The 12,114-nt window shown below is 73.0% G+C and carries 7 protein-coding genes, 2 tRNA genes, 1 other RNA gene and 2 pseudogenes; 5 read left to right on the forward strand and 7 right to left on the reverse strand.

The window, feature by feature from the left end; all coding sequences use genetic code 11:
- The first annotated feature begins 15 nt into the window (after positions 1-15).
- The 3 genes from AB0H32_RS07630 to AB0H32_RS07640 all read left to right on the forward strand — a co-directional run bounded on the left by AB0H32_RS07630 (position 16) and on the right by AB0H32_RS07640 (position 1,973).
- Positions 16-1,263 (forward strand): histidine kinase, encoded by a 1,248-nt coding sequence (locus AB0H32_RS07630; protein ID WP_361115788.1) that lies wholly within the window; start codon positions 16-18, stop codon positions 1,261-1,263.
- A complete protein-coding gene (locus AB0H32_RS07635; protein ID WP_361115791.1) occupies positions 1,260-1,874 on the forward strand; it encodes a response regulator transcription factor in 615 nt (204 codons plus the stop codon). The genes AB0H32_RS07630 and AB0H32_RS07635 overlap by 4 nt, the downstream gene beginning before the upstream one ends.
- Before the next feature lie 23 nt (positions 1,875-1,897).
- A tRNA-Gly gene (locus tag AB0H32_RS07640) sits at positions 1,898-1,973 on the forward strand.
- Positions 1,974-2,032: 59 nt separating this feature from the next.
- Here the strand turns inward: AB0H32_RS07640 and AB0H32_RS07645 are convergent.
- The 6 genes from AB0H32_RS07645 to ffs form a co-directional block, all read right to left on the reverse strand.
- A complete protein-coding gene (locus AB0H32_RS07645) occupies positions 2,033-2,932 on the reverse strand; it encodes a phosphoribosylaminoimidazolesuccinocarboxamide synthase (RefSeq protein ID WP_361115794.1) in 900 nt (299 codons plus the stop codon).
- Between the two features lie 72 nt (positions 2,933-3,004).
- Complete coding sequence (locus tag AB0H32_RS07650) at positions 3,005-4,501, reverse strand: N,N-dimethylformamidase beta subunit family domain-containing protein (RefSeq protein ID WP_361115797.1); 1,497 nt, start codon at positions 4,499-4,501, stop codon at positions 3,005-3,007.
- A gap of 252 nt (positions 4,502-4,753) precedes the next feature.
- Positions 4,754-6,718 (reverse strand): hypothetical protein, encoded by a 1,965-nt coding sequence (locus AB0H32_RS07655; protein WP_361115800.1) that lies wholly within the window; start codon positions 6,716-6,718, stop codon positions 4,754-4,756.
- Between the two features lie 420 nt (positions 6,719-7,138).
- Positions 7,139-8,422, reverse strand: a complete 1,284-nt coding sequence (purD, locus tag AB0H32_RS07660; RefSeq protein ID WP_361115803.1) for a phosphoribosylamine--glycine ligase — start codon at positions 8,420-8,422, stop codon at positions 7,139-7,141.
- 318 nt (positions 8,423-8,740) lie between these two features.
- Complete coding sequence (locus AB0H32_RS07665) at positions 8,741-11,047, reverse strand: DNA polymerase III subunit gamma and tau (protein ID WP_361115806.1); 2,307 nt, start codon at positions 11,045-11,047, stop codon at positions 8,741-8,743.
- A 58-nt stretch (positions 11,048-11,105) separates the two neighbouring features.
- Positions 11,106-11,204: signal recognition particle sRNA small type (gene ffs / locus AB0H32_RS07670), an RNA gene on the reverse strand.
- A 97-nt stretch (positions 11,205-11,301) separates the two neighbouring features.
- Here ffs and AB0H32_RS07675 point away from each other — a divergent pair.
- Positions 11,302-11,389 (forward strand) — tRNA-Ser (locus tag AB0H32_RS07675).
- A 5-nt stretch (positions 11,390-11,394) separates the two neighbouring features.
- Here AB0H32_RS07675 and AB0H32_RS07680 read toward each other — a convergent pair.
- A pseudogene (locus AB0H32_RS07680) lies at positions 11,395-11,779 on the reverse strand (hypothetical protein); the annotation flags it as partial.
- Positions 11,780-11,782: 3 nt separating this feature from the next.
- On the opposite strand from AB0H32_RS07680, the pseudogene AB0H32_RS07685 reads away from it, so the two are divergent.
- Positions 11,783-12,061 (forward strand): annotated as a pseudogene (locus AB0H32_RS07685) (hypothetical protein); the annotation flags it as partial.
- Positions 12,062-12,114: the final 53 nt, after the last annotated feature.

Genomic DNA, 12,114 nt, shown 5'->3' on the forward strand with positions numbered 1-12,114 from the left:
ACGGGGGAGGCGCGGATGCTGGGACGGATCAAGCGGTGGCAGCAGCGGCACTGGGGGGAGCGGAGCAAGGCCGACCGGGTCGAGCTGTACAGCGTCCTCACCTGGTACTGCACGGTCTGGTTCATCATGGCCTGCTGGCTGCTGCTGCCCCTGGTGGGCGGCGGTCTCGCCCACCGGCCCGTGGCATACGCCCTCGGCGCCCTCCTCGCCCTCGTGGGCATCCTGCAGTGCGCCCTCGCGAACCGGCTCACCAGGACCGCGCTCGACCACTACCTCGGGCGCGTCGAGCTGCCGGCCGGCACCCACCGCGCACCGGCCGTCCTGCTGGGACTGGCACTGGCGCTGCTCGTGGCGGTCGCCGGGCTGGATGCGGCCCCTCCCATGACGGTCCGGTTCGCGATCGGAGGTCTCCTGCTGCCGTTCGCGCTGCTGTACGGGCTCACGGTTCCGGTCCGGGTGTTCCTGCGCCGGACGGCCATCCTCACGGTCCTGCTCACGGCCGGCATCTGGTTCGCCGATCGCGACGACGTCGGCCTGGTGGCGACCGCCGCGATGACCGCCTTCCAGGCGATCTTCGCGCTGCTCGCGGGCCGTTGCGGCGCCTGGACCCTCGCCGTGATGTGGGAGGCGGAGCGGGGCCGCGAGGTGGAGGCCCGGCTCGCCGTCGCCGAGGAGCGGCTGCGGTTCGGGCGGGATCTGCACGACGTGCTGGGGCGGAACCTGTCGGTGATCTCCCTGAAGAGCGAGCTGGCCGTGCAACTGGCCCGGCGCGGGCGTCCGGAGGCCGTGGAGCAGATGATCGAGGTGCAGCGCATCGCCCAGGAGTCGCAGCGCGAGGTGCGGGACGTCGTACGCGGCTACCGGGAGGCCGACCTCGTCATCGAACTCGCCGGTGCGCAGGGCGTGCTGACGGCCGCCGGGATCGACTGCGAGGTCCGCGCCGAGGCCGCGGAGCTGCCCGCCGAGGTGCAGTCCGCGCTCGGCTGGGTGGTGCGTGAGGCGGCCACCAACGTGCTGCGGCACGGGGACGCGGGGCGGTGTGCGGTGGGACTGCGGATACGGGAGGAGCGCGTGGTGCTGACGGTGGAGAACGACGGAGCGGCCGGAACCCCCGACGGGGGTGGGGGTTCCGGCCTTCCCGGGCTGCGCGAGCGGCTGGCCGCCGTGGACGGGACGCTGGAAACGGGGCTCGTCGACAAGGACCGGTTCCGGCTGGTGGCCGAGGTGCCCCTGAGGCAGGAAGTGAGGGAAGTCACCTCATGAGCAGCCCGGTACGGCTGTTGCTCGCCGACGACGAGCATCTGATCCGGGGCGCCCTGGCCGCCCTGCTCGCCCTGGAGGACGACCTGCTGGTCGTCGCCGAGGCCGCGAGCGGGCCCGAGGCGCTGGCGATGGCACGGGCGCACCGGCCCGATGTGGCCGTGCTCGATCTCCAGATGCCGGGCGCCGACGGTGTGAAGGTCGCCACATCCCTGCGCACCGAACTGCCCGGCTGCCAGGTGCTGATCGTCACCGGTCACGGGCGGCCCGGGCACCTGAAACGGGCACTCGCGGCCGGTGTGCGCGGGTTCGTCCCGAAGACGGTCAGCGCCCAGCGGCTCGCCGAGATCATCCGGACCGTGCACGCGGGAAACCGCTACGTCGACCCGGAGTTGGCCGCCGACGCGATCTCCGCCGGTGACTCCCCGCTGACCACGCGGGAGGCCGAGGTGCTGGAGCTGGCCGCCGACGGGGCGCCGGTCGCGGAGATCGCCGAGCGGGCCGCGCTCTCGCCCGGGACCGTGCGGAACTACCTCTCCTCGGCCGTCACGAAGCTCGGTGCCGAGAACCGTCATACGGCAGTGCGTCTCGCACGGGAGCGAGGTTGGGTATAGTTGCTCTCGCGCCACGGCGCAATGCGGACGTAGCTCAGTTGGTAGAGCGCAACCTTGCCAAGGTTGAGGTCGCGAGTTCGAGCCTCGTCGTCCGCTCCACGGCGAAAGGCCCCCGGTTCTCCCGGGGGCCTTTTCCTGTTTCTACGACCAGCCGGTTTCTACGACCAGCCGGTACCGGTCAGCCGCTCGTACGCCTCCACGTACTTCGCCCGGGTCGCCTCCACGACCTGCTGCGGCAGCGGCGGCGGGGGCTGCTCGCTCCTGCGGTCCCAGCCGGACTCGGCCGAGGTCAGCCAGTCACGGACGAACTGCTTGTCGTACGACGGCTGTGCCCGGCCCGGCTGCCACTGGTCGGCCGGCCAGAAGCGGGAGGAGTCCGGGGTGAGGACCTCGTCGGCGAGGACGAGCGTGTCGCCGTCGAAGCCGAACTCGAACTTGGTGTCCGCGAGGATGATCCCCCGGTCGCGGGCGATGCCCCGGGCGCGGGAGTACACGTCGAGCGTGAGCCGGCGCAGCTGGGCCGCGGTCTCCGCGCCGACCTGGCGGGCGACCTCCTCGTAGGAGACGTTCTCGTCGTGCTCGCCGACCTCGGCCTTGGTGGCCGGGGTGAAGATCGGGCCGGGCAGCTCCGAGCCGTCGGTCAGGCCCTCGGGGAGGGCGAGGCCGCAGACGGTGCGGGACTCGTTGTACTCGGCGAGGCCCGAGCCGGTGAGGTAGCCGCGGGCCACGCACTCGACCGGGACCATCTTCAGGGACTTGCAGACCAGCGTGCGGCCCGCCCAGTCGGCGGGGGCGCCCTCGGGAAGCTCGGTGCTCAGCACATGGTGGGGTGCCAGGTCGCGGAGCTGGTCGAACCACCACAGGGAGAGCTGCGTGAGCACCCGGCCCTTGTCGGGGATCTCCGTGGGCAGCACCCAGTCGTAGGCGGACATGCGGTCGCTGGCGACCATCACGAGGTCGCCCGCCTCGTTCTGGTACAGCTCGCGCACCTTTCCGGTGTGCAGGTGCACCAGGCCCGGAACCTGGATCGGCTCGGGCTTTTCTACGAATCCGGACACGGTTCCTCCCCGTGGTTCTGTCCAAGTGCCTCGATTCTCCCTTATGCGGGCGATCGGTTTTGGCCAGGGGTGTCAGTCCCGTTTGCAGATGCGGTCCAGGAGATTGGCCGTGGCCCGCTGGATCCGGGGGTCCACATGGCCGGGGCGGTCCAGCGAAGGGGACCAGGCGAAGGTGCCTGCGGCGAACACCCAGGCGCCGGAGGGGGCGCGGTACAGGGACGTCTCCTGGTGGCGCTGGATGCCGTCGTTGTCGGTGTAGGGGGAGTGCGCGAGCAGCATGCGTTCCTCGTGCTCGGGCAGCGGGGTGCGCGGGAAGTAGCGGTCCGCCTCGCCGGCGACCAGGCCCTCGATCGCGTCCCCCTCGTGGGCGCCGGTCGCCTCCCACAGCCAGTGGCCCGCATTGCGGACGATCATCGGATGCGGCTCGGGCACCCGGCCCGCGTACTGGATGCCGACCAGCTGCTGCTCGGGCCGGTCGATCTCGCGCCACAGCACCGGCTTTCCCGGGCCCCTGCGTTTGCGACAGGTCAGCAGCCGGTGGGGGACGCCGGACGGCGAGGACCCCAACTCCACCTGCCAGTACATGGTGTTGGCGGAGAGGAAGACCAGCGAGGTGCCCCGGTCGCGGGCCTGTTCGACGGCGCGGCGCATCGGCACGGACCAGTACTCGTCGTGGCCCGGGAAGACCAGACCCCGGTAGCGGGAGGGTTCGATGCGGCCGGCGTGCAGATCGCGGGCGTCGGCGTAGGCGAGGTCGTAGCCGTAGCGCTCGGCCCAGCGGATGAAGTCGTAGGCGTGGCCGACGTGCAGGGGCAGGCCGGCGCCCGCGTACGGGCGGTCGAAGGAGACCGTGGTGGCCGCGTCGGCCTCGCCGAGCAGCCGCCCCTTCTCGTCCCAGGCGTGGTAGAGGCTGGCGCCCGTGCGGCCGTCCTCCGGGTAGAGGTTGTACGCCTGCCAGGTGATGTCGGGCAGCAGCAGGAGCAGGTCGGCGGGATGGTCGTCGCGGACCGTGAAGGGCACGTGGGAGCGGTAGCCGTCGGCGGTGGTGAGGACGGCCACGTAGGCGCCGATGCTCCAGTAGGAGGGCACCTGGAGGCGCCAGGACAGCCACCAGTGATGACAGGAGACCGTGCGGTCGGCGGCCAGCGGCGGGGGCTGGACGATGCCGGACAGCCGGGGGCTCGTGGTGATCTTGGAGGCGCCGTCGCCGCCGTAGTGGCCGATCCGGTAGATGTCCACGCTGAACTGCTGCGGCGGATCGACCGTGATGTGGAAGTCGATCGCCTCCCCGGGCGTGACCGCTCCGGTGGAGGTGAAGCCCTTGATCTGGCGGTGCACGTCGTCGGCCGAGCGGGGCCCGGAGATGGACGCGCGCGGCGCGGGGACGCGCGGCAGCTCACCGGCGGGCTGCTGCGGACTCGGGTCGACGTACCACGGCACGACGTGTCCCGTGTCGTCGAAGTAGGTCTCACTGCCGCGCAGCCAGGGGACCGGGCCCTGGCCGAAGGGATCCGTGACGGCGTGCGCGAGTGCTCCGGACTCCCAGCGGCGGATGCGATCCGAGGCCATGGTCGCTCCCCTCCCTCATGCCCCCGTGCCCTGTGTCAGGTGATGCTCGGTCGCGCTGTCGTATGTCGCATTTGCCTTTGCCATGTGCGTGGTCGGTCCCAGCACATCACATAACGCACGGGCTCGGTCACTATTCGTTGCGAATTGACCTGAAGTGGAAGATGGTGCTCCGTTACGCCGCCGGGTCGGCCACGGCACCGGGTGGCGCCGACACGTCCTACCACCTGCCGTCTCGTCGGACGAGATGCCGTGTCAGACGAGTCGCACCGGCTTCTCCGGGCGTATGCCGGACTCGGCCAGCCAGGCGCGCAGCGGGCCCGGGTCTCCCTCCTCGATCAGACTGAGCACCTTGGGCGCCAGGTCGGCCGCTCTCTCGCCCCCGAGGAGCAGGGAGGGGCCGTCCAGCCAGTCCAGGCCGGGGACGGCGCCTGCCGTGTCCACGGCGGCACAGCACACCATCGCCGTGACGTGGTCGGCGAGCAGTTCCCGGGCGGTGCGCGGGGGCTGCAGCGGGAAGAGCGGCAGCGCGCCGTCGTCCCACCGGGCGCTTTCGCTGTCGAGGGCCTGGCCGGCGGCGGTCGCGCCGCGCGGGGCACAGATCTCCTCGCGGGCCAGTTCCGCGCTCAGGCCCGCGGCGAGGGCGGCGCTGCGCTCGGTGCCGGAGCCGGCGTCCTCGTCCTCGTACCCGAGGATGTCGGCGTCCTGGCACCCGAGGGTGTCCTCGTCCTCGTGCCCGGCGGTGCCGACGGCCTCCGACCCGACGGTGCCGGGGGCCTCGAACCCGGCGGTTTCGGCGCCCTCGAACCCGGCGGTGCCGGTGTCCTCGTACGCAGCGGTGCCGGAGCCGTAGCCCGCTGTGGGGTCGGCGTACTCCTCGTCGGGCGCGGCCGGGCGGGCAGGGCCGGGGCAGTCGCCTTCCGGGTGATCCGGCTCGGTCAGGTGGTCCAGGACCCGGGCCAGGGTGGGGCCGCCGGGGCCGGGGGCGGCGGAGGCGAGCGTGGGGCGGACGCCGAGGGAGTCCAGGACGCGGTGCAGCCGGGCCGCGTGGGCGCGCCAGGTCCGGTCGACGACCTCCTCCGGATACGCCTGCCAGTCCACCGGCGCCCAGTCCGGGCCGGACTCGGCCGGAACGCCGTGGAAGAGGCGGGCGGCGAGCAGGGAGGCGGCCTCGTCCATCGCGCCGGGCTCCTCCAGCAGGTCACAGGCCGGGCGCTCGCCGAGGCGGGAGGCGAAGCCCTCGGCCAGCCGGTCGCGCCGGGACAGCTCGGTGAGCGCGGCCACGACGCCCGCATCGAGCCGGGACGGCCAGCGGCCCATGCGCCAGGCGGGCAGCGCCACCTTGGTCAGCAGACGGTCCCAGCCCGCGTAGGCGAGCCCGACCTGCTCCTGGGCGACGATCCGCAGTCCGTAGTCCACGGCCTGCGCGCGCTCGGCCGCCGCCGCGGCGACCCCGCGCTCCATCAGCGTCGCGTGCTCGCGGCAGGCGCGCAGCAGCAGCCGGGCGGCCCAGCCGAGGGCCGCGCACAGCCCGCGGGTCAGCGGGCAGCGGCCTGCGGTCGAGGCGACGGCCACCGCGGCGTCCAGACCGCGCACATAGCGCCGGGCGGCGGCTATGTCCGGGTGCGCGGAAGGGCCCGTGCCGGCGACGACCGGGGCGAGGACCGCCCGCAGCTCACCGACGCGCATCCACCACAGGAACGGTGAACCGATGACGAGGACGGGGGCGGTGACAGCACGGCGCCGGGCGCCGAAGCCTGAGCCGGGGCCCGCTATCTCGTCCCGCGCCGGCTGCGGGGGCGGGCCGTGGGCCGGATGGGTGCGGTCCTCCAGCCAGCTGTCGCAGTCCGGGGTGAGCGCTATGGCCGAGGGGGCCGGGACCTCGAGGCGGTCGGCGAGGTCGCGCACCAGCCGGTACAGATCCGGGGCGGAGGACTCCGGGATCGGGACGGTCGGGCTCACGGCGGGACGGGCGCGGGCCACGACCAGGGCGATACAGGCGGCGGCCAGCAGCACGACGACGGCCGGCACGCCCACGATCCAGCGGGCAGTGTCCCAGCCCCGGCCGACGAGATGGCCGGAGGAACCGCCGGCCAGCAGGATCACCTCGGCGGCCGCGGGCAGCACGGCCACCGCCAGCGCCCGGCCGCGGAGCCGCAGCACGGCCAGCGCCCGGGAGCGCGCCGCCTGCGCGCCCGCCTCCACACCGATTCCGGTCACGTGCCGACCTCACCCCCTCCCTGCCGAATCCCGCGCTGTCCTGGCGTTGCTCACTCCCCCACTGTGGCACCCGCCACCGACATCGCAATGCCGGTGGGCCAAGTGCCGGAACGCTTGCGCCGCACCCTAGTTGGGGCCCCGGCCCCCGTCAGCCGGATGGGCGATTGCTCACCCGATGGAATGGCTTTGGTCAGAGGTGGGCGACAGACAGCAAGGATCAGGCCCCGGATTCTCATCCGGGGCCCGGGTGACCGCGGGGTCCGCGTGACGCGGGGGCCGCGTGATCGGCGGTTCGCGTGATCGGCGGTTCGCCGGTTGCGCACCATGGCTGTTGCGCTCCGGCCGACGTCGCACTCCGGCCGGCCGTCCCGCTCAGACGGGCCTTCCCGCTCGGACCGGCCGTTGCACTTCGGGCGGTCGTTACGCTCCGGCTGCCTCCGCCGCGATGTCCGAGCGGTGCTGCGAGCCGTCGAGGCGGATGCGGGCCACCGCCCGGTACGCCCGCTCTCGGGCCTCGGCCAGGTCCTGGCCGGTCGCCGTGACGGACAGCACACGTCCGCCCGCGCTGACGATCGCGTCACCGTCCCGCCTGGTCCCCGCATGCAGGACGTAGGCGTGCGGGGCGTCCTCGGCGGCCACCTCGTCCAGGCCCTCGATCGGGTCGCCGGTGCGCGGGGTGCCGGGGTAGTTGTGGGAGGCGACGACCACTGTGACGGCCGCGTCCTCGCGCCAGCGCAGCGGCTCCAGGTCGTCGAGGGTGCCGTTCGCGGCGGCCAGCAGCACACCGGCCAGCGGGGTCTTCAGACGGGCCAGCACGACCTGGGTCTCGGGGTCGCCGAAGCGGGCGTTGAACTCGATGACACGGACGCCGCGCGAGGTGATCGCAAGCCCGGCGTAGAGGAGACCGGAGAAGGGCGTGCCACGACGGCGCATCTCGTCCACGGTCGGCTGCAGCACCGTCTCCAGCACCTCTTCGACCAGCTTCGGATCCGCCCACGGCAGGGGCGAGTACGCGCCCATGCCGCCCGTGTTGGGACCCTCGTCGCCGTCCAGGGCGCGCTTGAAGTCCTGGGCGGGCTGCAGCGGTACGACGGTCCGCCCGTCGGTGATGGCGAAGAGGGACACCTCGGGGCCGTCGAGGAAGTCCTCGATGACGACGCTCCCCCGCTGCCCGGAAGGCGCGGGAGGTGCCCCCACGCAGTCGGCCGCGTGAGCCTTGGCGACCTCGATGTCGTCCGTGACGACGACGCCCTTGCCGGCGGCCAGCCCGTCGTCCTTGACGACGTAGGGGGCGCCGAAGGCGTCGAGGGCCTCGGCGACCTCCTCCTCCGTGCCGCAGACGTACGAGCGGGCGGTCGGCACCCCGGCCTCCGCCATGACGTCCTTGGCGAAGGCCTTGGACCCTTCCAGCTGCGCGGCCTGCCCGGAGGGGCCGAACACCGGGATGCCCGCCTCGCGCACGGCGTCGGCCACACCGGCGACCAGCGGGGCCTCCGGGCCCACGACGACGAGTCCGGCGCCGAGGTCGCCGGCCAGCGCGGCAACGGCCTTGCCGTCGAGCGCGTCGACCTGGCGCAGCTCCGCCACTTCGGCGATGCCGGCGTTGCCGGGGGCGCAGTACAGCGCGGTGACGTCGGGGTCGAGGGACAGGGAGCGGCACAGGGCGTGTTCGCGGGCGCCGCTGCCGATGACGAGGACCTTCACGAGGGTCAGCCTAATGGCAAGGTTGCCGAACTCCGGGGGCCGGGGAAGTTGTGCGTTCCTACCAAGAGGCCGGTGCTGGTGCGGGCCGGCACCGGCGACGGCCGTCCCTGGCCCTCCACTTCGACCCGAACGGCCTCATCCCCGAACGCCGGACGGGCCCTTTCACCGACCGGCGCCGAAGAGGACCGGAAGTGGGTCAGTGGGGGACCGGAAGGCCGAAGAGAACCCGAAGAGGGCTCACCGGAGGACCGGGAGGCCGAAGAGGACCGGAAGTGGGTCGGTGGAGGGCCGGAAGGCCGAAGAGGGAGCAGAGGAGGGTCACTCGTTGGTGAACTCCTCCACCACCGTCGCCCCCAGCTCCCGGACGATCAGTTCGTGGCCGGACAGGGCCGACTCGTCGAGGTCGGGGTCGTCGTCCTCGGGGGTGTCGTCCTCGGGGGCGACCGGCGGCGGCTCGGGTGCCGACGCGGGCTGCGGGGCAGGAGCGGACGGTGCCGGGGCGGACGGGGCGCTGCCGTGGGGTGCGGCGGGCGCGGGGGAGGCCGGTGGGGGTGTTGCCGGGCGAGGAGCAGCGGGGGCGCCGTAGCCCGCGCCGCCGGCTGCGCCTCCGCCGCCGCCGAAGCCCGGTGAGCCGCCGGACGGCGGGGGTGCGGAGCCGCCCGAGGGGTCGACGACCGCCTCGATCTTCCACTGCACGTTGAACTGCTCGGACAGCGCCTGTCGCAGCACGTCCTCGCTGCCGCTGCTCGCGAAGTTGTCGCGGGCACCGGCGTTGACGAAGCCGAGTTGGAGGGTGGTGCCGTCGAAGCCGACCACCTGGGCGTTCTGGCTGAGCAGGATCCAGGTGAAGCGGCGGCGGTTCTTGACGGCCTCCAGGATGTTCGGCCAGAGCATGCGGGGGTCGAGGCCGCCGGTCGGAGCGGCCGGAGCCGGGGCAGAGGCCGGAGCCGGGGCCGGAGCAGAGGGTGCGGCGGCGGCCGGAGGTGCCTGGTGCTGCTGGGGCTGGCCGGCGGGGCCCTGCTGGGCGCCCGCCGGAGCTGCCGTGGGCCAGCCACCGGGCCGCCGGCCGCCGCCGGCGGGGGCGGCCGTGGGCCAGGCGCCAGGGGCAGGGGCTGAAGGGGCAGCGGCGGGTGCGGGCGAGTCGGCCGGAGCGGGAGCGGCATGCGGGTCGGCCTGAGCGGGTGCCTGGGGCGCAGGGGCAGCTGCCGCTGGAGCCGGTGCGGGCGCGGGGGCCGTCGGAGCGGGCGCGGGCGCCGCGCCAGCCGGAGCGCCTTGGCCCTGGGCCTGGCCCTGGCCCTGGCCCTGGGCGTGACCTTGGCCGCCGGAGCCGCCGGTCCGGACGGCCGCGCGGGCGGCGGCCGGTCCACCGCCGGGCGGCACCGGCTCGCCGCCCTGGGCCGGGCCGGGGTGGGCCTCGGGTCCGGGAACGTACCCCATGGCGGGCGCACCGCCCCCGCCCGCGAAGCTGACGCCGCGCTCGAGGCGGTCGAGGCGGGCCATCAGGGACCGCTCGTCCCCGTAGGCGGCGGGCAGCAGCACGCGCGCGCAGATGAGTTCGAGCTGGAGGCGCGGCGAGGTGGCGCCGCGCATCTCGGTGAGGCCTCCGTTGACGAGGTCGGCGGCGCGGCTCAGCTCGGCGGCACCGAAGGTGCCGGCCTGGGCCTGCATGCGCTCCAGGACGTCGGCCGGGGCGTCGATGAGCCCCTTCTCGATGGCGTCCGGCACGGCGGCGAGGATCACCAGGTCCCGCAGCCGCTCCAGCAGATCGGCGACGAAACGCCGCGGATCGTTGCCGCCCTCGATGACCCGGTCGACGACCTCGAAGGCCGCCGCCCCGTCGCCGGTGGCAAAGGCCTCGACGACGGAGTCGAGCAGCGAGCCGTCGGTGTACCCGAGGAGGGAGGTGGCCATGGCATAGGTCACACCTTCCTCGCGCGCACCGGCGAGGAGCTGGTCCATGACGGACATGGAGTCGCGCACGGAACCGGCGCCGGCCCGTACGACGAGCGGGAGCACGCCTTCCTCGACGGGGATGTCCTCCCGCCCGCACACCTCGGCGAGGTAGTCGCGCAGCGTCCCCGGCGGCACGAGCCGGAACGGATAGTGGTGGGTCCGCGACCGGATGGTCCCGATGACCTTCTCGGGCTCCGTGGTGGCGAAGATGAACTTGAGGTGCTCCGGGGGCTCCTCGACCACCTTCAGCAGGGCGTTGAAACCGGCCGACGTGACCATGTGGGCCTCGTCGATGATGTAGATCTTGTACCGGCTGGCGGCGGGCCCGAAGAAGGCCTTCTCGCGCAGCTCACGGGCGTCGTCCACACCACCGTGGGAGGCGGCGTCGATCTCGATGACGTCGATGGACCCCGGGCCGTTTCGCGCGAGGTCCTGGCAGGACTGGCATTCCCCGCAGGGCGTCGGAGTGGGACCTTGCTCACAGTTCAGGCAGCGGGCCAGGATGCGCGCGCTGGTGGTCTTCCCGCACCCACGCGGCCCGCTGAACAGGTACGCGTGATTGACCCGGTTGTTCCGCAGCGCCTGCTGCAGCGGGTCGGTGACATGCTCCTGCCCGATGACCTCGGCAAAGGTCTCCGGGCGATAGCGGCGGTACAGCGCGAGAGACGACACGCATACGAGGTTATAGGCGCCCACTGACATCCAGCCCCGCCCAAGCCTTCGCCCGGGAAACGCAAGCGCCCCCCACGCACCCGCCAGAGCCGACCTACCCTTGCTGCCTTCCGGCCCTGGGGGAGTTCAGTCAGATAGCGCCGCGTGAGGGGCTGCGCCCAACAGTACCCGATCGCGCCCCACGGGCTGTACCCGATGACGGCCTGCGGGAACGGGTTCGCGAGCACTCCCCTCGGTCATGTAATGTTTCCGGCGGAGGATTCGCCTAGAGGCCTAGGGCGCACGCTTGGAAAGCGTGTTGGGGGCAACCCCTCACGAGTTCGAATCTCGTATCCTCCGCCAGTGCCTCACCGGGCACGATGTCGAAGGGCCCCACTGTTCGCAGTGGGGCCCTTCGACGTTGTCCGTCTCAGTTTCCGTCTCGGTCGGAGTTTTTTTTCGGTGCCGGGCGGCGCCCAGAGCGCACCCCCGACTTGCTGAGCGACCTTGCTGACCTTGCGGAGCATGGACCCGGTCACATGCACGTACCGGGCGCGCATCCGCACCGTTCCCCCCAGCCTCCCAACCCATGATCGCGTCGATCACGACGTCCGGGACTCCGAGGATCAGGAGGACGGCCGCGGCTGTGTGGCGAGCGTCATGGAGGCGGCCGTCCCGTACGCCCGTGTCCCGCAGAAGCCGCTTACAGACGTGAAAGTCGGTGTTCGGGCCCAGCGGCGCGCCGACCGGCGAAAGGATCAAGCGCCCGTGAAGCCCGACGCCGAAGCCGTGCTGCCCCGGCTCGACCGGTTCGAGGCGGAAGCCCGCAGCCGCGGAGTCACACACACGACGTTCCGCCACCTCACCGAGGACCTGAACCTCAACGGTTCTCAGCGCGATGCCCTGCGCCAGCTGCTCATCGAACGCCGTCCCTCATCAACCGCCGTCATCCGGAGCAGTACGACGCGCCCCCTGGCGCATCACGACGGATGTGTCGAGTCTCAGTCGATGCTTGACGGTCCGGCTGATGCTTGACGGTCCGGCGCCTCGTCCTCCAGACGGCCACACGACCCGCCCCGCACTCAGGC

The organism is Streptomyces sp. NPDC020362, assembly GCF_040642095.1.
Classification (GTDB): Bacteria; Actinomycetota; Actinomycetes; order Streptomycetales; family Streptomycetaceae; genus Streptomyces.

Bases quoted from the DNA above. Each gene is read 5' to 3' on its own strand.
- AB0H32_RS07630 (WP_361115788.1), top strand. From the start codon at position 16: ATGCTGGGACGGATCAAGCGGTGGCAGCAGCGGCACTGGGGGGAGCGG.
- AB0H32_RS07635 (WP_361115791.1), top strand. From the start codon at position 1,260: ATGAGCAGCCCGGTACGGCTGTTGCTCGCCGACGACGAGCATCTGATC.
- AB0H32_RS07650 (WP_361115797.1), bottom strand. From the start codon at position 4,501: ATGGCCTCGGATCGCATCCGCCGCTGGGAGTCCGGAGCACTCGCGCAC.